19 protein-coding genes are annotated in these 25,546 nt (G+C 65.6%); 12 read left to right on the top strand and 7 right to left on the bottom strand.

Going from position 1 to position 25,546, the window contains the following annotated elements:
• The first annotated feature begins 16 nt into the window (after positions 1-16).
• A complete protein-coding gene (locus ACFWO8_RS29220; protein ID WP_378969054.1) occupies positions 17-7,174 on the top strand; it encodes an amino acid adenylation domain-containing protein in 7,158 nt (2,385 codons plus the stop codon).
• A 42-nt stretch (positions 7,175-7,216) separates the two neighbouring features.
• Here the strand turns inward: ACFWO8_RS29220 and ACFWO8_RS29215 are convergent, their stop codons facing one another.
• The gene (locus ACFWO8_RS29215) at positions 7,217-8,827 is read right to left on the bottom strand and encodes a GMC family oxidoreductase (RefSeq protein ID WP_378969043.1); all 1,611 of its coding nucleotides are present in this window, start codon (positions 8,825-8,827) and stop codon (positions 7,217-7,219) included.
• A gap of 272 nt (positions 8,828-9,099) precedes the next feature.
• Here ACFWO8_RS29215 and ACFWO8_RS29210 point away from each other — a divergent pair, with 272 nt between their 5' ends.
• Entirely contained in the window at positions 9,100-10,473 is a 1,374-nt protein-coding gene (locus ACFWO8_RS29210; protein WP_378969030.1) for a cutinase family protein, read from the top strand.
• 52 nt (positions 10,474-10,525) lie between these two features.
• On the opposite strand, the gene ACFWO8_RS29205 is transcribed toward ACFWO8_RS29210, so the two are convergent.
• Both ACFWO8_RS29205 and ACFWO8_RS29200 read right to left on the bottom strand, forming a co-directional pair.
• The gene (locus ACFWO8_RS29205; RefSeq protein ID WP_378969026.1) at positions 10,526-11,146 is read right to left on the bottom strand and encodes a YdeI family protein; all 621 of its coding nucleotides are present in this window, start codon (positions 11,144-11,146) and stop codon (positions 10,526-10,528) included.
• 599 nt (positions 11,147-11,745) lie between these two features.
• The gene (locus ACFWO8_RS29200) at positions 11,746-13,374 is read right to left on the bottom strand and encodes an FAD-dependent oxidoreductase (protein WP_378969021.1); all 1,629 of its coding nucleotides are present in this window, start codon (positions 13,372-13,374) and stop codon (positions 11,746-11,748) included.
• Between the two features lie 121 nt (positions 13,375-13,495).
• Between ACFWO8_RS29200 and ACFWO8_RS29195 the strand changes: the two genes are divergently transcribed.
• The 7 genes from ACFWO8_RS29195 (at position 13,496) to ACFWO8_RS29165 (ending at position 20,241) form a co-directional block, all read left to right on the top strand.
• The gene (locus ACFWO8_RS29195; RefSeq protein ID WP_378969014.1) at positions 13,496-15,655 is read left to right on the top strand and encodes an MMPL family transporter; all 2,160 of its coding nucleotides are present in this window, start codon (positions 13,496-13,498) and stop codon (positions 15,653-15,655) included.
• An 84-nt stretch (positions 15,656-15,739) separates the two neighbouring features.
• Entirely contained in the window at positions 15,740-16,009 is a 270-nt protein-coding gene (locus ACFWO8_RS29190) for a metal-sensitive transcriptional regulator (protein WP_189027774.1), read from the top strand.
• Between the two features lie 43 nt (positions 16,010-16,052).
• Entirely contained in the window at positions 16,053-16,298 is a 246-nt protein-coding gene (locus ACFWO8_RS29185; protein ID WP_378969002.1) for a DUF2892 domain-containing protein, read from the top strand.
• 34 nt (positions 16,299-16,332) lie between these two features.
• Complete coding sequence (locus tag ACFWO8_RS29180; RefSeq protein ID WP_378968998.1) at positions 16,333-16,734, top strand: DUF302 domain-containing protein; 402 nt, start codon at positions 16,333-16,335, stop codon at positions 16,732-16,734.
• A gap of 157 nt (positions 16,735-16,891) precedes the next feature.
• Positions 16,892-18,169 carry a serine hydrolase domain-containing protein gene (locus ACFWO8_RS29175; protein ID WP_378968992.1) on the top strand — a complete coding sequence of 426 codons (1,278 nt, stop codon included), beginning with the start codon at positions 16,892-16,894 and terminating at the stop codon, positions 18,167-18,169.
• Positions 18,170-18,964 carry a class I SAM-dependent methyltransferase gene (locus tag ACFWO8_RS29170; protein WP_378968987.1) on the top strand — a complete coding sequence of 265 codons (795 nt, stop codon included), beginning with the start codon at positions 18,170-18,172 and terminating at the stop codon, positions 18,962-18,964.
• A gap of 194 nt (positions 18,965-19,158) precedes the next feature.
• Positions 19,159-20,241: a class I SAM-dependent methyltransferase gene (locus ACFWO8_RS29165; protein ID WP_378968980.1), complete on the top strand. Its 1,083-nt coding sequence runs from the start codon at positions 19,159-19,161 to the stop codon at positions 20,239-20,241.
• A 56-nt stretch (positions 20,242-20,297) separates the two neighbouring features.
• On the opposite strand, the gene ACFWO8_RS29160 is transcribed toward ACFWO8_RS29165, so the two are convergent.
• Both ACFWO8_RS29160 and ACFWO8_RS29155 read right to left on the bottom strand, forming a co-directional pair.
• Positions 20,298-20,537 (bottom strand): hypothetical protein, encoded by a 240-nt coding sequence (locus ACFWO8_RS29160; protein WP_378968974.1) that lies wholly within the window; start codon positions 20,535-20,537, stop codon positions 20,298-20,300.
• 428 nt (positions 20,538-20,965) lie between these two features.
• Positions 20,966-22,423: a catalase gene (locus ACFWO8_RS29155; RefSeq protein ID WP_378968970.1), complete on the bottom strand. Its 1,458-nt coding sequence runs from the start codon at positions 22,421-22,423 to the stop codon at positions 20,966-20,968.
• A gap of 141 nt (positions 22,424-22,564) precedes the next feature.
• Between ACFWO8_RS29155 and ACFWO8_RS29150 the strand changes: the two genes are divergently transcribed.
• Positions 22,565-22,756, top strand: coding sequence for a hypothetical protein (locus tag ACFWO8_RS29150; protein ID WP_378968965.1), 192 nt, complete (start codon positions 22,565-22,567; stop codon positions 22,754-22,756).
• Between the two features lie 203 nt (positions 22,757-22,959).
• On the opposite strand, the gene ACFWO8_RS29145 is transcribed toward ACFWO8_RS29150, so the two are convergent.
• Positions 22,960-23,892, bottom strand: a complete 933-nt coding sequence (locus ACFWO8_RS29145; protein ID WP_378968959.1) for an SMP-30/gluconolactonase/LRE family protein — start codon at positions 23,890-23,892, stop codon at positions 22,960-22,962.
• A gap of 81 nt (positions 23,893-23,973) precedes the next feature.
• On the opposite strand from ACFWO8_RS29145, the gene ACFWO8_RS29140 reads away from it, so the two are divergent.
• On the top strand, positions 23,974-24,315 hold the full coding sequence (locus tag ACFWO8_RS29140) for a hypothetical protein (RefSeq protein ID WP_378968955.1): 342 nt from the start codon (positions 23,974-23,976) through the stop codon (positions 24,313-24,315).
• On the opposite strand, the gene ACFWO8_RS29135 is transcribed toward ACFWO8_RS29140, so the two are convergent.
• Positions 24,265-24,603, bottom strand: coding sequence for a BlaI/MecI/CopY family transcriptional regulator (locus tag ACFWO8_RS29135; protein ID WP_378969187.1), 339 nt, complete (start codon positions 24,601-24,603; stop codon positions 24,265-24,267). The two genes, ACFWO8_RS29140 and ACFWO8_RS29135, sit on opposite strands and share 51 nt — an antisense overlap.
• A gap of 485 nt (positions 24,604-25,088) precedes the next feature.
• Between ACFWO8_RS29135 and ACFWO8_RS29130 the strand changes: the two genes are divergently transcribed.
• Positions 25,089-25,496: a hypothetical protein gene (locus ACFWO8_RS29130; RefSeq protein WP_378968951.1), complete on the top strand. Its 408-nt coding sequence runs from the start codon at positions 25,089-25,091 to the stop codon at positions 25,494-25,496.
• Positions 25,497-25,546 lie beyond the last annotated feature (50 nt).

Below are 25,546 nucleotides of genomic sequence, written 5' to 3'. Positions count from 1 at the left end.
GAGGAGACTTTCCTGAATGGTATTCCTCGAAAAATGGTTTGCCTCGAATTCTGAACACCCGCAGCAGCGCGTGCGGCCCAGCTTTCACGCCGAGGAAGTACCGCCCGGAGCTTTTCCGCTCTCGCCGGCCCAATATGGGATCTGGTTCGCCCAGCAACTCGCACCTGAGGTGCCGTTCTGCATGGCCCACTATGTGGAATTGCACGGAGAACTGGATCCCGAGCTCCTTCGCGAGAGATCCGTGGTTGCCGGTCGCGAGTTCCAGTCGGCCTTTCTTCGCCTGATCGAGATTGATGGTCGGCCGTTCCAAATCGTTGACCAATCGCTCGATGCCACGATGGCCTTCATCGATTTCCGCGACGAGCGCGACCCGGTTGCGGCGGCACATCACTGGATGCGGCGGGACTGTGCGGCACCGTTCGACCTTCTTGCTGATCGCTTGGGCGCGATCTCGATCTTGCAGGTCGGCAACTCCGATTACCTGTGGTACGCAAGGGTTCACCACATCGCGTTGGACGGTTTCGGTGCGGCGGCGATGTTCCGTCGAGCCGCGGAGCTCTACACGGCCGCAGTCGAGGGCCGGGACGCCGGGCCGAACAAGGCGATGGATCTGCATACCCTGTTCGAGCTGAATCGGAAGTACCGCGGCTCCAGCCGGTTCTCCGCCGATCGGGAGTACTGGGCGGAGCGGATCGCGGGCCTGTCGGACTGGGGCACACCGGAACACGAGATGGTTCCTGATGCTGTCCGAAACATCGTCGAGAGCCTGCCGCTGTCAGACACCACAGCCGCGCGTCTCGAGGACTCCGCGAGCCGGTTCGGTGCGACGTCGGCAGCCGTGGCTCTCGCCGGAATCGCCTGTTACCTGTCCCGGATGGCAGGCACCGACGAGATCCTGGTCAGCATCCCGGTCTCCGGGCGAACGACCGCTGCGCTGCGTCGTTCCGGCGGCATGCTCGCCAACATCGTGCCCCTGCGGCTGCACGTGCGGCCCGAGGACTCGGTCGGCGAGCTCGTGCGGCGAGTACAGGGCGAGTTGATCGGCGCTCTGCGTCACCAGGGCTGCAGCATCGAGGATATCCGCCGCAATGCCGGGGTTACCGGCACCGCGGCTCGATTCTCGGTGCCGCAGGTGAACGTGATGCTCTTTCACTCTGCAATCAAGGTCGGCCCGATCGTCGGGCACGTTCACGTCCTCAGCCGGGGTCCGGTCGGAGATCGACTGATCACTGTGTACCAGACCGGGACACCGGCGAAGACCGTCGTCGAAATCCGTGCGAATCCACATCGCTACCGAGACGACGCGGTACGCACTCAGCACACGCAGATCGTCGACCTACTCGAGGAGTTCATCGCGGCGGACGCCGACACCGCGGTAGGGACGATCCACGCAACCACTGCACGCGTGGGAGCACGCCTGCAGAGGCAGGCCTCTGATTTGAACTACTGGCGGCGTGCACTTGCCACTATGCCCGTATCGGCGTTGCCGACCGACCGGCCCCGCTCAGCGCAACGATCGCCGCGGCGTGAGCGGTACGAGTTCTCGATCGGCGCCGACGTGCATCGGCGGATCGAGGCCATGGCGCGGGAGTACCAGGCGAGTGTGTTCATGACCGTGCACGCGGGGTTCGCGGTGCTTTTGTCGCGGTTGTGCGGCAGCTCCGACATCGCGGTCGGCACGGCGGTGCGTGGGGAGGCCATCCTCGACGAGGGGGCGGTTGGGACGTTCGTCAATACGCTGGTATTGCGCACCCCGGTACGCGATGCCACCTCGTTCAGGGAACTGCTCGAGCGGGTCCGCGACGCTGATCTGGGCGCGTTCGCCCATGCGGAAGTGCCGTTCGAACGAGTGGTCTCGGAGCTCGGGCCGGTCCGGTCGACAGCGCACGCACCCTTGTTTCGAGCGGCCATCGACGGCTGGAACACCAGCCGACCGGTCCTGGAGTTACCGGGACTTCAGATCGAGATGGCCGGGGTGGATCCGGGAACCGCACAGATCGATCTGCGGCTGACCCTGGCCGAGCGGTTCGACGAGGATGGTGCACCGGCGGGCATCGCGGCCGGCTTCACGTATGCGACAGACTTGTTCGTCCCGGCGACGGTGCGCAGCTTCGCTGACTGCCTTGTGCGGGTCCTCGACACCCTCACCGCCGATCCAGACCTACCTGTCGGTGCCATCGAACTCCTCGATGGCACCGACAGGCAATGGGTACTCGGTGAGTGGAATGCCACCAACCATGCCGTCGGCGACGGTCTGACGTTGGTGTCCATGTTCTCCGCGCAGGTCGTGCGCACGCCGGAAAACATCGCGGTGGTGTTCGAGGACGAACGCTTGTCCTATGCCGAATTCGGTAGGCGGGTCAACCAACTCGCCCGCAGACTGGTTGTCGAAGGTGTGGGACCGGAGACCTTGGTCGCCGTGGGGATGCGGCGGTCGATCGACATGGTTGTCGGCGTGTACGCGGTCCTCGGGGCGGGCGGAGGGTATGTGCCGGTCGACCCGGATCAGCCCGCTGAGCGGTTGTCCTATCTTCTCGACACGGCCGATCCGGTCTGTGTGCTCACCAGCGAACCGGACAGGATCGCGATGGCGGGGAACAGACCTGTCCTGGCCGTCGACACCCTCGATGTCTCGGGGTATTCGACTGCCCCGCTCTCGGATACGGACCGGATCTCGCCACTGCGGCCGGGAAACACCGCGTACGTGATCTTCACCTCCGGCTCCACCGGGGCGCCGAAGGGCGTGGCACTGAGCCACGCCTCGATCGTGAACCGCTTGGTGTGGGCGCAGGCCGAGTATCGGCTCGACCACACCGACGTGGTCTTGCAGAAAACGCCGATCACCTTCGACGTGTCGGTGTGGGAATTGTTCTGGCCACTGCACACCGGAGCGCGATTGGTGATCGCGGCACAGCACGGGCATCGGGACCCGACATACCTGACGCGGATCATCGACACCGAACGGGTGACGACGGTGCATTTCGTACCGTCGTTGTTGGCTGCGTTCGGCGCCGAGTCGGTCGGGGAGTTGCCGACGCTGCGGTACCTGTTCGCGTCGGGCGAGGCTTTGCCGGCGCCGGTGGCGCAGCAGGTACGGCAGCGGATGCCCGTCGGGGCAGTACACAATCTCTACGGACCCACCGAGGTGGCGGTGGACGTGACGTTCCACGAGGTGACCGCTGCGGATTCCGACGGAGTGCCGATCGGTGTGCCGGTGTGGAACACCCGGGTTTATGTCCTCGATGACCGGTTACGGCCGGTGCCGGTGGGAGTGGTCGGCGAGTTGTATGTGTCGGGAGTGCAATTGGCGCGGGGCTATCACCGGCATCCGGGATCGACGGCGGTCCGGTTCGTGGCGGACCCACGCGGACAGCCCGGTGAGCGAACGTATCGGACCGGGGACCGGGTGCGGTGGACCCGGGACGGGCAGCTCCAGTGGGTGGGGCGCACCGATTTCCAAGTGAAGGTCCATGGCTACCGAATCGAGCTCGGCGAGGTCGAGGCGGCGTTGCTGCGATGCGACTCGGTTGCGCAGGCGGTGGTGATCGTCCGCGACGACGGGACCGGGGACCGCCTGATCGGGTACGTCGTCCTCGAACTCGGTGCGGTGGTGGCCGTGGATGCGGTGAAAACCTCGCTGAGGCAGTGGTTACCGGATCACATGATGCCTGCGGCGGTGGTGGTGCTCGACGAGTTCCCGCTGTCTCCGGCCGGAAAGCTGGATCGGGGCGCGTTGCCTGCCCCGGATTTCACCGCGGCGGGAACCCGGTTCCGGGCGCCGTCGACACCGGAGGAAGAGATCGTGGCCGGTGTGTTCGCACAGGTCCTCGGGATGGATCAGGTCGGAGTCGATGACAGCTTCTTCGCTCTGGGCGGGGATTCGATCATGTCGATCCAGGTGGTGACGCGAGCGAAGGCCGCGGGGTTGGTGTTCACCGTGCGGGAGGTATTCGAGCATCGGACCGCGGCCGCGCTCGCCAGGGTCGCCGTGCCGGGCGGCGGGGTGGGCCCGGTGCTGGCGGAACTTGCCGGTGGCGGGGTCGGTGAGGTGGCGCTGACCCCGATCCTGGGATGGCTGCTCGACCGCGGCACCGGTTTCGACCGGTTCTCCCAGGCGGTGCTGCTGCACGCGCCGACCGGGCTCGACGGGGACACACTGGCCCGCACGGTGCGGGCGGTGCTCGACCGGCACGACATGCTCCGCGCGACGCTTCGCCCGGACCCGGGAGCCGGGATCGGCTGGGTAGTGCGGGTTCGGCCGGCCGGGTCGGTGCCGGCGGACCGATTGATCCGTCGGGTATCGGTCGAATCCGCAACCGGGGCAGCGTTCGCCGCGACCCTCGCCACCGAGCTGGACGCGGCGGCGGGCCGACTGGACCCGGCAGGCGGGGTGATGCTGCAGATCGTGTGGTTCGATCCCGAAACCGCTGGTGATGCAGCCACTTCGGGTGGCCGGGTGTTGCTGGTGGCACACCATAGCGTGGTCGACGGGGTGTCGTGGCGGATCCTGATCCCCGCTCTCGCGGCCGCTTGGTCCCGGATCACGGCAGCTGTGGAGCCGGAGCCGGCCCTGGTCGGCACCTCCATGCGCCGATGGGCGCACGGGCTGGTCGAGGCCGCGCACAGCAGGGAGCGGGTCGCGGAACTCGAGCTCTGGACAGGCATGCTCACCGGCCCTGATCCGGTGCTGGGGTCGCGGCGACTGGATCCGGCGGTGGATCTGGCATCGACGGTCGACACGGTCACCATCGATCTGCCGGCCGAGGTGACCGAGACACTGCTGACCACAGTGCCCGGTAAGTTCCACGGCACAGTCAACGACGGGCTGGTGGCGGCGCTGGCGCTGGCGCTGACGACGTGGCGGCTCGATCGGGGCGTCGATACCCGCGAGACGCTGATCAGCTTGGAGGGGCACGGCAGGCAGGAGCAGGTGGTTCCGGGCGCGGACCTGTCGCGGACGGTGGGCTGGTTCACCACGATGTGCCCGGTGCGAGTGGACCTGTCCGGGATCGACGTAGACGATGCCCTGGCTGGGGGCGCGGCCGCCGGGACGGCGATCAAAGCGGTCAAGGAACAACTCCTCGCAATCCCGGATCACGGCATCGGCTTCGGGCTGCTGCGTTACCTCAACACCGACACCGGCCAGACGCTGCGACAACTGCCCGCCCCGCAGATCGGGTTCAACTATCTGGGCCGGATCGCTGAGGTACCCGAGCAGCTGCGCGGGACGGGCTGGACCCCGGCGGACGAGCTCGGTGAACTCACCGCCTCACCGGACCCGGAACTGCCCGCGGCCGCAGTACTCGACATCAACGCGATCGTCACCGACACTCCGGATGGTCTCCGACTGCGGGCGCGCTTCTCGTTCCCGACCGGAATCCTCACCTCCGACGAGGTCACCGATCTGGCCGGGGTGTGGGGCCGGGCGGCAACCGCGGTGACCGTGCACGCGGCCGCAGCCGGGTCCGGTGGGCACACCCCGTCGGACTTCCCGCTGGTACACCTCGAGCAGTCGGCGATCGAGGCGCTAGAGGCGCGGTTCCCCGGGCTGGTCGAGGTATGGCCGGTGACGCCGCTGCAGGGCGGGTTGCTGTTCCAGGCGCTGCTGGCGGTCCATTCCGTCGACGCCTATCTGGTACAGCTGGTACTCCACGTTCACGGCCCCCTGGATTCGGGTCGGCTGCGGGCGGCAGTGCAGGCGCTTCTCGAGCGTCACCCGAACCTGCGGGCCGCATTCACCCAGGATCCGGACGGAACATTCGTGCAAGTTGTGCCGGACCGTGTCGAGGTGCCGCTGCACGAGATCGACCTGACCGGGTTCGAGGTAAGTAGCAGGGAGCGGGAACTCGACCGGATTCTCACCGCGGACCGGGGTGTCCGGTTCGACATGGCGAGCGCCCCGCTGCTGCGGCTGCGGTTCGTCACCACCGCCCCGGACGAGCACCGGCTGATATGGACCAACCACCACATTCTGCTCGATGGCTGGTCCAACCCGCTGCTACTCAGAGAGCTACTCAACCTCTACAGCACCGGCGGGGACCCCGCACTGCTGCCGACGGTGTACCCGTACCGGGACTACCTGGCCTGGCTGAACAGGCAGGACCCGGACGCGTCGCGGACCGTGTGGGCGGGGGCCCTGGCCGGACTCGAGGAGCCAACGCTGCTCGCTCCCGCCGACCGGGGCAGACAGTTGTCGGCGATCCCTCGCGACATCCACCTCGCCTTGACCGAACCGCAGACCCACCGGCTCGAGGCGCTCGCCCGCGAGCGGGGAGTCACCGTGAACACCGTCATCCAGACTGCCTGGGGTGTCGTGCTCGCGGCCCTGACCGCACGCCACGACGTGGTGTTCGGTGCCACCGTGTCGGGGCGCCCCCCGCAGATCCGCGGCATCGAGGAGATGATCGGGTTGTTCATCAACACGGTGCCGGTCCGGATCGCCCTCGATTACCGCGAAACCCTCGGCAGATTGCTCGACCGGGTCCAGACCGAGCAGGTCGCGCTGCTCGGACATCACTACCTCGGATTGAGCGAGATCCAACACGCAGCCGGCCCCGCCGCCTTCTTCGACACCCTGACCGTGTTCGAGTCCTACCCGATCGACAGGGTCGGACTGCTCGAGACCACCGACGTCGCCGACATCCAGATTGTCGACGTGACCGGCCACGACGCCACCCACTACCCCCTCAGCCTCACGGTGTTCGTCGACACCCGGCTGCACCTGACCCTCAAATACCTCCCCGACCTGTTCGTCCCGGCGACGGTGCGCAGCTTCGCCGACTGCCTCGTCCGGGTCCTCGACACCCTCACCACTGATCCAGACCTACCCGTCGGTGCCATCGAACTCTTCGACGGCACCGACCGACCTTCAATGCTCGGTGACCGGAACGCGGCCGAGCACGCAGTAGGTCAGGCGGATACCCGGTTCCGGGCGCCGTCGACACCGATGGAAGAGATCGTGGCCGGCGTGTTCGCGCAGATCCTCGGGGCGGACCGGGTCGGGGTCGACGACAGCTTCTTCGCCCTGGGCGGGGATTCGCTGTCCGCGACCCGATCGGTGGCCGCGCTCGAAGCAAAACTCGATCGGGACATCCCCTTACACCTGATGTTCCTGCATCCCACGCCCGCCGGATTGGCCGACCGGCTCGACGATCACGGGTCCACGCCGGACTGATTCACTACCTGCACGTTCCTGCCGTGTAACCAGCGCTGAACCTCAGCCGTTCAGGATCAGGTCCGCGCATCGCTCGCCGATCATGATCGTGGGCGCGTTGGTGTTGCCACCTGTCACGCTCGGCATGATCGACGCGTCAGCGACCCGCAGTCCGTCGATTCCGCGCACTCGAAGCTGCGGATCAACGACCGCCCGCTCGTCGACACCCATCCGGACCGACCCGACCGGGTGATAGACGGTGTGGATGCGATTCGGGAGTTCTTCGCGCATCGCTGCTACGTCGGCGAATTTCGCACCCGGAACGAGTTCGCCCTCGTTGTCGCCGGTTCCCGCCATGATCTCGCGGACCATGTCGATGCCCTCCAGCAGCACCTCGGTGTCCTTGGGCGCCGTCAGATAGGCCGGATCGATGAGTGGTGCGGCCGTCGGATCCGCTGAGGCCAACCGAACAGTCCCCCGGCTCTCTGGGTAGATGAGCGCCGGGAAAACACTTTGACCTGGCTTTTTAGTAGCCGGAACGACTCGCTTGCCGGAGTCCTGATTCGGCGACGGATATACCCAGTACAGGCTGAGTAGTTGCAGGTCGGGGATCTCGCGCGCATGCGAGGTGCGCACGAACGCGACTGATTCGAAGGAGGAACCAGCCGCCCACGACGATCCCGGACGAACCCGTTCAGCCGCCAGTCCACGCATGAAGTACGGCGCCGTCGGCTTACGCAACGCTGAGTTCATCTTGAACGAGACGGGGACGAAGAGGTGGTCGTGCAGATTGTCGCCAACCGGCAAATCCGCGTTGACGGCGATGCCGTGCTCCTTCAGGTGCGCGGCCGGGCCGATCCCGGACAGCTGCAGAATCTGCGGCGACCCATACGCGCCGGCCGATACGACGACCTCGCGCGACGCTCCGATCACCTGCTTGCCGCCGTTGACCAGGATTTCCACACCGGTCGCGCGAGAGCCTTCGATGACGACTTTCGTCACCGTCGTCTCCGTGAGCACGGTGAGATTGGGCAACGGATCTTCGTGCAGGTAGCCCTTGGATGTGGAGTACCGCAGACCTTTCGAGGCGCTCTGTTGAAAAACCGCGACGCCTTCCTGGCTCTGACCGTTGTAGTCGTCGAGCTTCGGCACGCCGAGGCGCGTCGCGGTGGCGTCCATGAACGCACGGGCCGCGTCGGTAATGGTGTGCTGACGAGTGACCTTGATCGGACCGCCGGACCCACGCAATTCGCTCGCGCCGTCCTCCCAGTCCTCCATCCGCTTGAAATACGGCAGGACATCCTCGTAGGCCCACCCCTGACAACCTTCGGCGGCCCAGTCGTCGAAGTTCTTCTTGTTACCCCGGACGAAGAGCATCCCGTTGACCGAGCTCGATCCGCCGAGTATCCGACCGCGCGTCATCGGGATCTCGCGGTCGAGCGCATTGCGCTGCGGCGTCGACCTGTCGCCCCAATCGAACAGCTTCTTCAGCTGCGGCGTCGAGTGGATGACGTTGATCGCACCAGGGATCCGGAAGAGCATCGTGGCCCAGCCCTTGTTGTCCGCTCCACCCGCTTCGAGCAACACCACGGACGCGCCGCTTTCGGCGAGCCTGCGCGCGACCGCACAGCCCGCGCTGCCCGCTCCGACAACGACATAGTCGGCCTCGGCCACGTTGTTCTCCGTTCGGGAGTCGACCCAAACAACACCCGGATTGTATCGCGCCGACTCCGATCACCGGTCGCGACTGCTGATTCAGCTATGGCGTTGATGTCCCGAGTCACCGTGCGGCCCGGCGTCCCCGGCACCCAAATCTGAAATGAAACTGTGTCTGAAATTTCCGGCGAAACCGACGGCGAGTGGCGAGAATTGGCCACGACGGTTCGGCGCGAGTCAGCACCTGCCGCACCGTCGCGACTCCCCTTCGGCAACAAAGGAATTGGACGATGAACAGGTTGTCGAGATCCGCCGCGGCGATGCTGGTTGCCGCTGTCGTCGCGGTCGGGACTGCGGCGGTCGGCGTCGCGCGGGCGGAAACCGCCGGCGCGCAGCCCTGCACCCCGTACACCGCAATTTTCGGGCCGGGGACCTGGGAGACCACGCCGGACGCCGATCCCACGGTGCCCGTCGGCACGCTCCGGCCCGTCGGCGATGGCCTGCAACGCCAGTTCGGCGGTGACCTCACGGCACTCTACGTCCCCTATGCCGCAAGCGCTTTCGACCAGGGCTTGAGCTACGCGGAGTCCCTGAGCACCCTGGAGTCCCGCTTGCGCCAGATGCTGCGTGGCCTGTGCAGCTCGACGCGGGTCGTCCTCGCCGGCTACAGCCAGGGCGCGGACGGCATCGGCGACCTGGCCACCGAGATCGGCAATGGCGACGGACCCATCGATGCCGATCGGGTGGTCGGTGTCGGGCTGCTGGCCGATCCGCATCGCGATCCGAATACCACACTCTCCCTGGGCAATCCGCAGTCGGGCCACGGCATAGCCGGAACGCGAAGCCGGGATTTCGGTGCGTTGACCGACCGGGTTCGCACCCTGTGTGCCGACGGCGACCTGTACTGCTCCCTCGATGCCGCCACCTCCCCGTTCCTCGCCGTGTTGGGCAGGGTCCTGAGTGGTGATCCCACACCGATCGCGAACTTCATCCCCGCTACGGCCGATCCCAGCAGCCTGATCGCTCAAGCCGTCACCATGGGCGCCGGCTGGACCGCCACCGCGGCGAACCTGCCTACCATTCTCGACAACCTCACCCGCCTCCCGGAGTTCATCATGGCGGGTGACATTCGCGGTGCCCACCGGACCGCGCGGGCCCTGAACGTTGCCCTGGCTCCGTTGGTCCAGGCCGCCGCGGGCGTAGACCGAGCCCTGGTCGCCCAGGTCATCCGCGCGGCCGCCGCCGTCGACCCCTCCGGTCGGACGGCGGGCGTCAGCGTCATCGCCGACGCCCTCCTGCACATCGATTTTCTGAACATCGCCGACAGGGTCGGCCGAATTCAGGAAATCCTTTGGCGTGCAGTCGAATCCCTCGATCGCAACGACCCCATCGCGGCCGCCGCCGACCTGGCGACCGTGGCCGCCACCGGCGCCGACCTCACCGGCTCCGTGCTCAGCCCCATCGCCGCAGGCATCCGAGCCGACCTCAACGCGACCACCCGAACCCTGCTCAGCATCACCGACCCCGCCACCGTCGATGAGCTCGTCCAACTGGGCCGCCAAGGCGTGGACATGGCCAACTTCTACGCCTCCGACGCCCACATCGACTACGGCGACGACGTCCGAATCCTCCTGAGCTACCTGAGCTCCCAGGTCGTCTCGTAGCCGTGGAAGGCTGCTGTCACCCCCGATAAATCTCCGGACAAATCGGGGCGACTCAGCCGCGGGCGCGTTGGCCGTTGGCAGCTGCGGTGACGATTTGTGCGATTCGACCTTCCCGTGTCGCGTCTCGAGCGGCGCTGACGATCCACCACAGCATCTGCTTGCGGGCGCTGGGCGGAAAACCGTCCCAGTTGCTTCGAGCTCGCGGGTCCCGGTCCAGCGCCGCCGTCAAGTCAGATGGTTCCTCGAGATCTTCGACTTGGTCCGAAATCGTCCACCAGCCATTGGCTTTCGCGGCAGCAATGACATCGCGACCAGCGTCGGTCATATGGCCATACTTCTCCATATCGGCTGCGCGTTCGCGGTTGAGCCGGGTCCAGGAACTTTTGGGTCGACGCGGCGTGAACAGCTGCAAGCCGCGCTCTTCGTCGAGAATGGTGTTGGTGGAGTCGATCCACCCAAAGCAGATGGCTTCCTCGACGGCCTCGGGGTACGGGCAGCGTGGTCGGCCGGAGGTGTTGCGCCACGAGCACAGCCACACGCCTCGGCCTGACGCGTGGTTGTCCGTCAGCCAAGTCCGCCACTGTGTCCGGGTCTCAGCGTGGAAGATCGGGTAGTCGAACTTCCACGTTGGCGGGTGGGCGGAGACCGGTGGCAATGATTCCGAATTGGTCATCTGTTCCCCCAGCTCAGAACGAAAACTTGCACGGCCTGATCGCCCGATTCCCATCTCGTCGCGACGATGGTGCTCCTCCGCTACGGCCCTTCGCGGAAACTGACCATCGGTACTGTGCGTGCATGAAGCAAGAGCCCTCCGGCTACGAACTCTATCTGAAGCGCACCGCTCCTCAGCGGCGCTGGGACGATCGAGACAGGGCGCACAGCGATTCCCGGATTGTCGACCGCTCGACTGCGGCGTTTCGCGAGGCCTACTACGCCGAGGACTCCCGGCGCCGGCAGCGGGCACGGGAGGAATTCGATGCGCGGAGTTGGGAATTCATCGTTGATCCGGCGATCGATGAATGGGCCCGAGCATGGGTCGTCGGAGTACCAGCGACACTGCAGCTCGGTGCTGTCAGCCTCCAAAGATCCGCCACCTCCGCAGTGGCACGTCCGCTGCACACGAACAGCGTTGCGACTCAGGCACATTGCCGAGCACCTGCTCGACATGGCTACCGCATCCGCTGTAGCTGGGCTTGCCGCAGGTGCGACAGGTGATCCGTTGACACATCGTATTCTTCCTTTCGGTTGGAGCAGCTGGATCTGGACCGAGACCTACCGATGTTGTTCGGCAGTGGCATCGCGCCAGGTTCGATAACCACCATCGAGATTCACCGCTTCCCGCCCGAGCTGGGTCAGCAGCCGCGTGGCGCTGCTCCCACGCTGGCCGACCTGGCAGAACACCAGGACAGACCCATCCGGGATCTCGCTCGCGCGATCGCGTAGTTCATCGAGAGGAATGTTGAGCGAGCCGGGGATCGAACCCGCGGCGAACTCTTCTGGGGTTCGCACGTCGACCGCCTGCGCGCCGGTGGCGATCGCGTCGTCGACTTCGTACCACTGCGCCGTGCGAAGCACGCCTGCGCGGAGGTTGTCGGCTATGTAGCCGAGCATGTTCACCGGGTCCTTCGCGGACCCGAAAGCGGGCGCGTACGCCAGCTCCAAATCCATCAGCCTCGACGCCGTGATACCGCCCGCCATCGCGGTGGCCAGCACGTCGATGCGCTTGTCGACACCCTCACCGCCGACAGCCTGGGCGCCCAGAATCCGGTCGGTTTCAGGATCGACCAGTAGTTTCACCGACATCGCCTGAGCGTCCGGATAATACCCCGCGTGTGAGAGCGGATGCGTGTGTATAACCCGGAACGGGCGACCGGCGGCCCGCAGCCGCTTCTCGCTCCAGCCGGTCGTCGCCGCAGTGAGATCGAATACGCCCAGGATCGCCGTGCCGTGGGCCGGCGGGTCCACGACCGGCAGCCCGGCAATCGCGTCGGCCGCGAGCCGACCCTGGCGATTCGCCGCATTGGCCAGCGGCACCACAGTCGACAGACCGGACACCGCGTCCTTCTTCTCGACCACATCGCCGACCGCGTAGATCCGCGGCACCGACGTCCGCAACTGGTCATCGACCACGATGCCACCACCGGAACCGATGTCGATTCCAGCTGCCCGAGCGAGGCCACTTTCGGGGCGAACGCCGATCGCCATCACCACCAGTTCAGCCGGCACGACCCGCCCGTCGGCAAGTGTGACCGTGTCGGCATCGATACTCGCGACCTCCGCCCCCACTTCCAGATCGATCCCGTGCTTGCGCATTTCGGCGGCAACCGGTCCGGCCATCTCGACATCGAGTGGCCCCAGCACCTGCGCGCCACGTTCGATCACCGTGGTCGCGATTCCCCGGCGCACCAGGTTCTCGGCCAGCTCCACGCCGATGAAACCGGCCCCGACGACCACGGCGGAACGCACGCCGGCCACCGCCTCGGCGATCCGGTCGACATCCTCGATATCCCGCAACACCAGTGCGCGTCCCACGCCCGGCACGGGCGGTACGACCGCTGACGCGCCGGTACTCAGCACCAGCGCATCGAACGATTCGACATACTCCCGGGCCGTGTCCGACTCGTGGACGGTCACTGTCCGCCGGACCGGATCCACCGCGACGACCTCGTGCCGCACTCGCACGTCCAGGCGGAACCGCGCGGCGAGCGCTTCCGGGGTTTGCAGCAGCAGCGATTCCCGTTTCGGGATGACGCCGCCGACGTAGTAGGGCAGCCCACAGTTCGCGAACGAGACATGATCGCCACGCTCGAGAACGACGATCTCGGCCGATTCATTCAGCCGGCGCAAGCGGGTAGCTGCCGACATTCCCCCGGCAACCCCACCAACGATCACAACTCTCATCTCGCGCCTCCTAGCAGTCTCGGCACGGCGTGTGCCCCATGCCACTCTTCCCGTTTACATACCCCCGGGGGTATCTTGGTCTCGGTAGCAATATACCCCCAGGGGTATGAAAGGAAAAGTGATGAGTGACTCTCTGACGGTTTCCCCAGGTCGAAGCCCGGAACCGCCGGGCATATCAGGTGGGGCCCTGGGCCGGCTCGGCGCGACAATGGCCGGACGGTCCAGGATTGTGGTCGGAGTCTGGCTCGTGCTGCTGGTCGCCCTCGGCTCCGCCGCACCGAGCGTGTTCGACTCGCTCGCCGGGGCGGGCTGGCAGGCGAACGGTTCGGAATCAGTGCGTGTACGCGAGCTGGCGCAGCAGCACTTCGGCGGAAATTCGTCGGCGGCGGTGCAGGTCGTCGTCCATTCCGACCTCCACACCGTCGACAGTCCACAGGTTCAGCAGGCGCTCGACGAGATCGGCGACGTGTTCGAGGGCGATTCCCGCTTCGGCGAGATGATCGCGCCGCAGCCCGGGATGTCCATCAGCCCGGACGGACACACCGGCATCCTCATCGCCGGCGCGAACGCCTCCACCGACGACATGGTCAAAGCCGTCGACGAGCACAAGGAAGCGCTCGCCGCGATATCCGGCGACGGAATCGATGTCTACCCGACCGGCGCTTCGGCACTGTGGAGCGACTTCAACAAAGCCAACCACGACGCCATGATCAAGGCCGAGATGTTCTCGTGGCCGGTCACTTTGGCGATCATGGTGCTGGCCTTCGGATCTATGGTCGCCGCCGGGCTGCCATTGCTGCTCACCCTTGCCGGACTGGTCGCGTCCGCGGGCGGGTTGGTTCTGCTGAACCAGGTCACCCCGATCTCGGTGTGGGCGATGAACTTCGCCATGATGTTCGCCCTCGCGCTGGGCATCGACTACGCACTGTTCATCGTTGCGCGTTTCCGTGACGCGCTCATCACAGCACCGAGTTCCAGAGCGGCTGTCGCCGAAACCATGGACACCGCGGGCAAGGCCGTTGTGTTGTCGGGGCTGACGGTTCTGGTCAGCCTGTCGGCCGTGCTGATCGTGCCGGCTCCGGCCGTGCGCACCATGGCCGTCGGCATCATGTTCGCGGTGACGTTCGTCCTGCTGGCCACCATGACGCTGCTGCCGGCGGCACTGGGAGCTCTGGGCAGCAAGGTCAACGCGGGCGCGTTGCCATACGCCAAGCGCCAGCAGCATCGTTCACCGCGATTCGAGGCGTGGGGAAAACTACTGCACGACAAGCCGTGGCCGTTCGCTATCGGCGCGCTGCTCGTGTTGATCGCGCTGTCGGTCCCCGTCATCGGACTGAAGGTGGCAATGCCCTCGATCCAGGTCGTGCCCACGGACGCACCGGTCCGGCAGGGCTACGAACTCGTGCAGGCGCAAATGGGTAAAGGCGCGCCGGGCATGATCCAGATCATCGCCCCGGCCGACGAGGCCATACCGGTCGCCGAGGCCGCCCGGAGCATCGACGGCATCATCATGGTCACCCCCGCTCAGCCCGCAGCCGACGGTAGCGGCCTGGTCATGATGCAGGCACTGCCCGATGTCGACCCTTCGGACGAACGGATGGGCGACATTCTCGACGATCTGCGTGACACCATGCCCGCCGACGCCCTGGCGGGTGGTGCACCCGCCGAGAATCTGGATCTGCAGCACGCCTTGGACAAGTACCTGCCGATCATCGTCGGAATAATCCTGGTACTGGGCTTCGCACTGTTGCTGATCGCGCTCCAGGCGCCGTTGATCGCTGTGTTGGGCACTGTGGTCAGCTTGCTGTCGACCGCTGCCGCGTTCGGGGTCGCCCGCCTGATCTTCCAGGACGGCCATGGCGCGGGCATGCTCGGATTCACTCCGCAAGGATTTCTCGACGGCTGGGGTCCGGTGTTCTTCTTCGCGATGATCTTCGCCATCGCGATGGACTACACGGTGTTCCTGCTGGCAACCGCGAAGGAGCACTACGAACAGTCCGGTGACCCCAAGGTCGCGCAGGTCGACGGGATGGCGCATTCCGGCCGGGTGATCTTCGCCGCCGCGGCGGTCATGGTCGCGGTGTTCTTCACCTTCGCATTCGCCGAGCCGCTGCCGCCCAAGGAGATGGGAATCATCCTCGGCGTGGCGGTGCTGCTCGACGCCTTCGCGGTCCGGCTGGTGCTTCTGCCCGTCCTGCTGCGTTTGACCGGCCATGCCGCGTGGTGGTCGCCCGCCTGGCTGCGCAGGGCCCTCCCCTCCATCAGCTTCGCCCACCACTGAGACCACATCCGCGGGCTCGCCGCCGGCGAGCCCGCGGATACCCCCAGGGGTATACTTGGGTGAACCAGACGAAAGGCACCACCAATGGTCGGCAACGAAGAGACTATCGCCCAAGTCCTCAACCGCCTTCGCCGCGCGAACGGACAGCTCGCCGGCGTCATCTCGATGATCGAGCAGGGCCGTGACTGCAAGGATGTCGTCACGCAGCTCGCCGCCGTCTCCCGCGCCCTCGACCGCGCCGGATTCAAGATCGTCGCAACCGGCTTGCGGGAATGCCTCACCGGCGACACCGCCGACGGCTCGGAACCGATGACCGAAGCCGAGCTGGAAAAGCTCTTCCTCGCCCTCGCCTGATCACGGAATACACAGGCGAGCATCATGATTGGACCGCAATTCTATGCCGAACCTCCCCAGGCACCACGGCTGGTCGATCGAACGCCTCGTGCCGCTACTCGCAGGCACTTTTGTACTCAACAGCGTCATGCTGGCGGCCACACTCTCGCAGTGGTGGCTGATCTTCACAGGTTTCGTCGGCGCGAACCTACTGTTCTACAGCGCCGTCGGCTGGTGCCCCGCGACGCTGCTGCTCCGCCGAGCCGGCGTTGCGACCACGTCGGCAAGCTGCCCGACACCGCGTCGCTGACGCCGAACATCCACGAACAGAAAGGATCGTGACCATGAGCCTCGCACTGTCCACCACTGTCCACACGACCTTCGATGAAGCCATCGAACTGACTCGGGCCGCCTTGTCCGAGCAAGGATTCGGCATCCTCACCGATATCGACATGAAGGCTACCCTGAAGGCCAAGATCGGCGAGGACATCGAGGACTACCGCATCCTCGGTGCCTGCAATCCACCGCTCGCCCACGCCGCCGTCAGCGCCGACCGGCAGATCGGGCTTCTGCTCCCGTGCAATGTCGTTGTTCGGCGCGACCCGACGAATGAGGATGCCGTCATCATCGAGGCCATGAACCCGGCCATCATGGTCCAGGTCACTGGCGAAGCAGATCTCGTCCCGATCGCCACCGAGGCCGCGACCAAACTGCGTGCGGCGATCGACTCACTGAGTGCCCGCTGACCCGGCCGCGGTCCCACCCGATCCGATCACGGTGACGATATTCGTCGGGTCGTCGTTGCTGTCCGTGTGCTGCGCGGTCATTTCGGGGTCACCGGGGCATAGAATCGACTATTCGGTCGATCCATATTTCGGGGGACGGTAACCAGGAAGGTGACCAATGTCCGTTTCTCGGAACGTTCTGGTGTTCTTCTGCACACTGGGTCTGCTGGCGGCGGCCTGTTCATCGAACGAGACTGCGCAGGATTCCCGATCGGCCTCGGACGCGCCCTCTACGTTCACGAGTGAAGACCCGGTGCAGGCCGAAGCGATCATGAAGATCGTCGACGACTACATGGCGGAAGCTCACCTGAAGTCGGTGATCGTGCGCGTGACGGTCGACGGGAAAGAGATCGTCACCGCAGCCAGGGGCGAGTCCATGACGGGTGTGCCCGCCACCACCGCGATGCATTTCCGCAATGGTGCCGTCGCGATCTCCTACGTCTCGACCTTGCTGTTGATCCTGGCCGACGAGCGGAAACTGAGCCTCGACGACAAGCTCTCGAAATACCTGCCCGCCATTCCCAACGCGGACCGGGTGAATCTGCGCCAACTGGCCCAGATGACCTCGGGCTATCACGATTTCGTGCTCGGGAACTCGAAATTCGCGGAGATCGCCTACGCGGATCCGTACAAGGCGTGGACCACCGAGGAACAACTCGCTCTCGCGATCGACGACCCCCTGTGGTTCGAGCCCGGAACCAACTGGGCCTACGCGCACACCAACTATGTACTCCTCGGCCTGGTGCTGGCGAAGGTCACGGGTCAGTCGCTCGCGGATGCCCTGCAGGAGAAGGTTCTCGGCCCGCTCGACTTGAAGAACACCGAGCCGAACCTCACGCCCTACATCCCCGAGCCCGTCCTGCACTCCTTCACCTCGGAACGCCGCGAGTTCTTCGAATTAGCGCCCGACGTTCCGTTCTACGAGGAATCGACCTACTGGAATCCGTCGTGGACGATCAGCCACGGTGCTATCCAGACGAGCAACATCTACGACCTGGAACGAAGTGCCGTCGCCATCGGCAGCGGCGAATTGCTGTCCGGGGAGTCGTACCGGGCGATGACGACGACGGACCTGCGAGGGAAAACGACAGCAGTCCCCGGTTGCGTCAACTGCCGGGCGCTCGACGACTTCCAGACCTATGGACTCGGCCTGTGGCTCACCGGCGACTGGTCCTACCAGAACCCACTGTTCTACGGCGGTGCCGCGGTCAACGCCTACCTGCCGTCGGAGAAGATCGCGATCGCGGTTGCGGTCACCTACCAGCCCCAAGCGTTCAGCAGGTCGGGCGGCTATTCGAATGGCGGTGACGCGCTGTTCCGCAAGATCGGCGCGCACCTCGCGCCGGACGACGCCCCGCCGGTGAAGAAGGATGTTCCGTCGCAGGGCGGGTCGTAGATGGCCGACTGGGACGGCGCGGGCTACGCCCACATCAGTGGACTCCAGCGCGCGATGGCGACGGACGCGGTGGAGTCCGTCTCGCTCGCGGGTGGCGAGCACGTCCTCGACGTGGGTTGTGGCGACGGCTTTGTGACTCGCCTGATCGCGGCGCGGGTGCCCGCTGGTTCCGTGCTCGGCATCGACCCGTCGCCGCGGATGATCGAGGCCGCCCGCACGGCCGACGACCAGCTCACGAACATCGACTTCGGGGTCGGCGATGTCACGACCATGACCTTACCCCGCGACTTCGACCTCGTTGTCTCGTTCAACGCACTGCACTGGGTGCTCGACCAGGAGGCCGCCTACCGGCGCATCGCCGCGGCACTCGCACCCAGCGGCCGGGTGCTCGTGCAGTATGTCTGCGGCGGGCCTCGCCCGAGCATCGAGGACGTCGCGACGGCGGTCACCGGCGATGTGCGCTGGTCGACAGCGTTCGCCGGGTTCGCGCGCCCCTACGTGCATATCGACCCCGGCGCGCTGCCCTCGATCGCGGCGGGCGCCGACCTCGAGGTCATCGCGCACTCGGTGACCGACCGGGAATGGGACTTCGGCTCACGCGAGGCCTTCGCCCAATGGTGCACCGTCGGGTTCGCGGACTGGACAGCCCGTGTGCCCGCCGCCGACATCCCCGTCTTCGTGGACGAGGTCGTCGACCGCTACGAAGCCGTCGTCGGCCGGCCTGGGCTATTCCGATTCCTGCAGTTGCGGGCCGAACTGATTGCTGTGTCGGTTCAGTCGCACCACCTGGTCTGAGTTCGCGACGTGACCGATGAGAGGCGTGATCACAAGGCGGGGCACGGTGCTCGAACACGGCGCCGATCGCGCTATCTGCGCAGAGGGGTGGCTGATTGCACCACCGAGGGTGCCTATCGGTACGCGGGATGCACTCCGAAAATTGGTTCGTACGTGATCCGGCCCCGGATCCACCCGACGAAAGGACCAACCCGATGACTGAATTCAAACAGCCCACCGAGGTCGACGTCGACAAGCTGATGGCTTTCGTCTTCCGGTCGGTCGACGAGATCGGGTCAACCCTGAACACCGCTCTGGTCGTGATGGGCGACAAGCTCGGTTATTACCGAGCTATGGCAGCCTCTGGGCCAACGACCCCCAAACGACTCGCCGACGACACCGGCACCACCGAACCGTATGCGCGCGAGTGGCTCAACGCCCAGGCCGCGGGCGCGATCGTCGAGTACGACGCGGCCACCGGCCAGTACACGCTTCCCGCCGAGCAGATCGTCGCGTTCACGGACGAGTCCAGCCCGGCGTATCTGCCAGGGTTCTTCCAGCTGGCTTTGGGCACCATGCAGGACTCCGCCAGGATCATCGAACTGGCTCGTAGGGGGGCAGGGTTCGGCTGGGGCGAGCACAATCACGACGTGCACGAGGGCTGTGAGCGATTCTTTCGGCCGGGCTACAACGCACATCTGGTCGCCGAGTGGCTACCGGCGCTCGATGGTGTGGTTCCCAAGCTCGAGACGGCCGGTACGCGGGTGGCCGACATCGGCTGCGGTTACGGAGCCTCGACAATCATGATGGCCCAGGCGTTTCCGACGGCGTCGTTCGTCGGCTACGACTACCACGCCGACTCCATCACCGAGGCTCGCACTCGAGCGCAGGCCGCGGGCCTCGGCGATCGTGTGCGGTTCGAGGTGGCCTCCGCCGACTCGTTCGCCGGGGACGGTTACGACCTGGTCACCACGTTCGACGCGTTGCACGACATGGGCGACCCGGTGGGCGCGGCGCAGCACGTACGTCGCAGTCTTGCCGACACCGGCACATGGATGGTTGTCGAGCCGATGGCCGGTGACCACGTCCAGGACAACCTCAACCCGGTCGGGCGTGCCTACTACGGGTTCTCGACACTGTTGTGTACTCCCGCCTCGCTCTCGCAGGACGTCGGGCTCGCGCTCGGTACCCAGGCCGGCCCCGCCCGAATCCGGGATGTGGTGACACAGGGCGGATTCACCCGGTTCGCCAAGGTCGCCGAGACACCGTTCAACCAGGTGTTCGAAATCAGACCCTGACCGGTACACGGTCCCGGTTGACCAACCGTGAGGAGACCACGATGCCCGGAGGGGCGCTAACCCTTCGATCCCGAATTCTCGCCGTCCCCGCTTCTGATTGAACTAGTTTCGTCGATCGCGCGCGCCAAACGCGGCACTACCTCGCTGTGGCCGTGCACCGACAAGGCTTGGTTGACGATCAGCCAATCCGGGATGTCGTCACCGTGAACGTACTTGCGGAAACAGTTGTAGATCGCGTAGTAGGCGAACTCGATCGGGTCCGGAAAAACCACATCGTCGTCTTGCAGCGCGGCCATGGGCTCGAGGTAGCGGCTGCTGACATCCGTGAGATCCACACCGGCCCGAGCCGCACGAAGGGCATGGACGGGAAGCTCGACATCTATGTGGTGCCACATCCCGACAACCGAGTCCCGGTAGCGAAGCGGGGCAGGGTTTCCCTGGGCGAAACCGATCCAGGTCGGCAGGGCGTCCTCGCACAGCGATAGGTGAACCTGTCGTCGACGATCAGCTCCCAGTTCGAAGAAGACGTGCCTCGGCATCATGAGCAATTCTAGCGAAACGTCAGGACTCGCCGAGCCGCAAAGCTCCGCAGACACACACTCCCACGCTCGCCGACCGCATGTCGTCGCAACCCCGGGTCCTGGACCCCGACAGGCAGTTTCGGCCGGTTCAGGGTAGGCGCGGGAAGGTAGGAACTGCCGTTCAATCCGAAGCCGATCCATGATCACGTGTCGGCGGCGCGAACCCCCTCTTCGACGCGCTTGCCCAACTCGGCATCGACATTGCGCCAGTACTCGAAAACCCGACTCAGCACCGGCTCCCGGACACCATCGAGTACGTGCCCGACGATGTTGTCGACCAGTCGTGCGCGGGCCGCGTCGTCGAGGACCTCGCGTACCAGCGTGCCCGCCTGCGTGAAGTCGCCGTCCTCGGCATGCTCGATGTATCCGGCCCGCACCATCGTCGGGTCGAACTCCCACAGTCCGCCGTCGCCGGCCTGTGCCGGATCGGCGTGCGGGCCGCCGTAGGAATTCGGCGCGTAGACCGGGACGTCCGCGGGGTTGTACTCGTGACGCATGGCGCCCTCCTTCGAGTAGGAGTTCACCTCGGCGGCCCTGCTCCGGTTCGGCGGCAGCTGCGCGTAGTTGGTGCCGATGCGATAGCGGTGCGCGTCGGCGTAGGCGAAAACGCGACCGAGCAGCATCTTGTCCGGTGAGAATCCGATGCCGGGGACGATATTGGAGGGCTCGAAGGCGGCCTGCTCGATGTCGACGAAGAAGTTGCCGGGGTTGCGGTCCAGCGTCCACTTGCCGACCTCGATCAGCGGATAGTCCTGCTGCGACCAGACTTTGGTCAGATCGAACGGATTGAACCGGTAGTCCGGCGCATCGGCGAGCGGCATGATCTGAACCTTCACCGTCCAGCTCGGGAACTCGCCGCGTTCGATCGCTTCCCACAGGTCTTTGCGGTGGTGATCGGGGTCCGAACCGGCGAGGGTATCTGCCTGCGCCTGAGTCAGGAACTCGATGCCCTGGTCGGTCTTGAAGTGGTACTTCACCCAGAACCGCTCGCCCTGGGCGTTGATCCACTGGTAGGTGTGTGAACCGAAACCATCCATGTGCCGGTAGGTCTTCGGCAGGCCACGGTCGCCCATCAGCCACGTCACCTGATGTGCGGTCTCGGGGCGCAGCGACCAGAAGTCCCACTGCATGTTGTGGTCGCGAAGTCCGCTGCCGGGCAGGCGTTTCTGCGACCGGATGAAGTCGGGGAACTTGATCGCGTCCTTGATGAAGAAGATCGGAGTGTTGTTGCCGACGAGGTCGTAGACGCCGTCCTCCGTGTAGAACTTCATCGCGAATCCACGCGGGTCGCGCCAGGTGTCAGGGCTGCCCTGCTCACCGGCCACGGTCGAGAAACGGACCAGCGACTCGGTGCGGGCGCCAGGCTGGAACAGCTTGGCCAAGGTGTAGCGGCTGACATCGCCGGTGATCTCCAAGCGCCCGAAGGCGCCCGAGCCCTTGGCGTGCACGATGCGCTCCGGCACCCGTTCGCGGTTGAACTGGGCCAGCTTTTCGATCAGGTAGTGGTCGTGCAGCAGCACTGGTCCCTGGATACCGGCGGTGAGCGATTCGTCATCGCTTTCGACGGCGTTTCCGGTGTTCGTGGTGGTCGGCTTGGTCATCTCGAACCTCCTGGAGCGGGTCGTCAGGGGTGTGTCACGAGGAGCGCACGGTTTGCCGGTTCACTCAGAACGTACACGAACGCAACCTAGGATCAGGTCCACCAGCGACATACAGTTGTCCCGCTCGAGTTCGACCACTACGTGAGGGCCGACGTCACCAACGAGAACGATCTGCGTGAGTCACTGGACTCGTGCTCGGGTCAGCTGATCATCTATTTCGCGTTGCCGGCCACCGTCACCGAGAAGGTCTGCCGCGTGCTGACCGGGCTGGACCCGCCCGCAGGATCGCCGCAGGTCCGGCGTGTGCGGTGTGTCGCGGTAGCCGTGACCTGATCTCACCCGGTGATCGGCGAGGCATGGGAACTTCCAGGAGACCTGATTTTGCAGGGTTCCCGCTGACCCTAGCGGCATGTACCTGCTGGATTCAATGGAACCAGCTCTCGCGCTTCAATGCTGGATCAGGCCGCCTACCGGTACGGCAGTGACAGGCTGAGGCCGATAGGTTCACGGACTGGCAGCCTCTTGCCGTCGCACCGCTACCTGACGGTGGGCGGTGTCAGTTTCGTAACCGTGCCGAGAAAGCTCGTCACGTACAGCGACTGTGCTTCCCAGCCTGGTCCGGCGCCGAATCGTGCCGACGATGACAGCGGGAGGCCGTCGGCGATCGAACAGGTCTGGCCGGTGTCGAGGTCTACCTGCTGGATCCGGCCCGCCGCATTCAGGGCAACGTAGGCCTTCCCGTCGGGCCCGACCGTCAGATCGTCGGCCGAGTTCAACGGCCCGTAGCCCGGAATCACCACCCGCGGACCCGTTTCGGCAGGCTCGGCGTAGTCGACGGCGGCGATCACCGTGGCCGGGTCGAACGTTGTCGACACCACGAGTCGAGCGCGCGCCGGATCGAACGCGAGACCGTTGGTGGAAGTAACCCACGGCGCGTACGCCGCCGCGCCGCCGTGTGCTGAGACGCGCGTCATGGGGCCCGTGCCGACGTCCCGGCTGACCACGAAATCTCCGTTCGGCAACTGCGCCAAGCCGTTCGGCATGGTCAACCCGGTGGCGATCGTCGTCACCGCGCCGGTGTCGAGGTCCAGCGCCCGGATGGCCCCGTCCGCGCGGCCGGTCAGCCCGGACGCGGCGCTATTGCCTGTGGTGAAGTACAGGGTGCCACCCGCGACGAGGATGCCTCCGGGGGCATCGATACCGGCGGCCGCAACGGATTTCGTCCCGTCGGCGGCCAGGCGCTGCAGTGAACCGTCCGTACCGGTGGCGGACGTTTGGGACATCAGGAGGTTTCCGCGCCCGTCGAAGCCGAGGTTCTCGAGGACCCCGTAGTCGGAGGCCACAGTGTGCGCAGTCCAGCGTGGACACGAATCTGTCTGCGCAGCAGCAGAATTCGCGGTGGGTACCATGGCCGCAGAGGTGACCGCCAGCGCGCCGAGCACGCGAGACATCGGGCTAGAGATCTTCATCGAATCTTCCTGGTTCGTCGGAAGCCTCAGGCTATGACGCTACCCCGCACCGCGGTTGCTCGACCGCGTAAGTTACGTGCCATGTCAGCCTCCGGCACCTCTGAACCTGTCGAAGACCTCGTCCTGCCGCGCCGTACCGCCAAGCGCATGATCGGTGGCATCGCCCTGATCCTTGTCGCGATGGTTCTGCTGGTCGGCGGAATCCAGGCGATTGTCGATCCGACCGCCGTGGTCGCCGGGTCTTCACGCACCGGGCGCAGTCCGGACACCGACACCGAGGCGAAGATCAGCGGGTTGCTGCTGTGCTTCTTCGGGATCACGGTGTTCGGTTTCGGCATCGGCCTGTTCACCAGCAAGAAGGCGCCGAGGGGGTCAGCCGTCGTGGGAACGCTTGGGCCGCAAGCGGCGCAGGACAGCGCGTAAGGCGTCGGTTTCGTCGTCGGTGATCTGTTCGACGAAATGCGCCAGGACGAGGTCGGATCGGGTTCCGTCGAGTGCTTGGCGCATGAGTTGGGCGCTGTACTCCTCGCGGGTCAGTGTCGGCCAGTACAGGTAGGCCTTGCCGTCACGTTTACGATCGAGCCAGCCTTTTCGGTGCAGGTTGTCCATCGTCGACATCACGGTGGTGTAGGCGATCTCGCGTTCGAGCCGCAAGCTCTCGTAGATGTCGCGGACGGTGAAGTCCTCCTCGGAGGCCCAGCCTCGATCCATGATGACGGCTTCGAGGTCGCCGAACCTGTGCGCCACGACTTCCTCCTCACCAGACAATTCGACCTACGTAGTGACATCGTAGATCAGCCGTCCGGGGCATGTCACTCCGGTGGCGAATCGGACAGACTGCGGATCAGTCCAGGTAGGACAGGACTGCCATCATCCCGGCTTCGCCCCAGTTCCCCGAGAGATTGCCGCTGCAGGCATGTGCGCCTGACCACCCGGCTTTTACTATGTACGTACCGAGATAGTAGATGGCTGGGCGAATCTCAATCAGTCCGGTCTTACACAGACCGTATATCCCGAAACCTGTTAGTACCCACTAGATTTCGCAAGGAGGACGAACGATGCGTGAACCAGCGGCACAGCATTCGTCCGCCTTGGTCCATCAACGAACTAAACCCGTACGTATTTCAACAGTTTTCCGTGTTACTGGCGTGTCAGGATTGCATGTTCCGTTACGACGCCGTTACCATCGGGCCGCAGTGAGACTCTTCGTTCGGTTGCGGCACAGCGGCTGGCCGGCCGCGCTGCTGATGGCGGCGCTGCTCATGATCCCTGCTATCGATTGCTCGCTGGTCCGCGAGCACACCCACGCCGACGGTCATCACGCCACGGCCGCAGCGCATTCGACGACCGGCAGCCACGACATCCTCGATGCCATCACGGCCGCGCACTGCGATGTCGACACCGCCCACTGCACGACCGAGGCGATCCCACCCGGCGTCGTCTCGCTCACGCTCTCGGCACTGTTGCTCGCCGCGGTCACCGCGGTGACGTCCGCGATACCCACACCGCCCGCCGGCGGAGTCGGAGTCCGTGGACCGCCCGGACGCCCGCGCTCGCCCTACGGGCGCACCATCCTCGCTCTGCACTGCATCGCCCGACGCTGACCGGTCAGCGCCAGGCCGACCATCGTGTCGGCCGGGGACCGCTGTCCATC

Origin of the sequence: Nocardia sp. NPDC058480 (genome assembly GCF_042720495.1) — a bacterium.
Classification (GTDB): domain Bacteria; phylum Actinomycetota; class Actinomycetes; order Mycobacteriales; family Mycobacteriaceae; genus Nocardia.
This window is presented reverse-complemented; position numbering and strand designations above follow the sequence as displayed.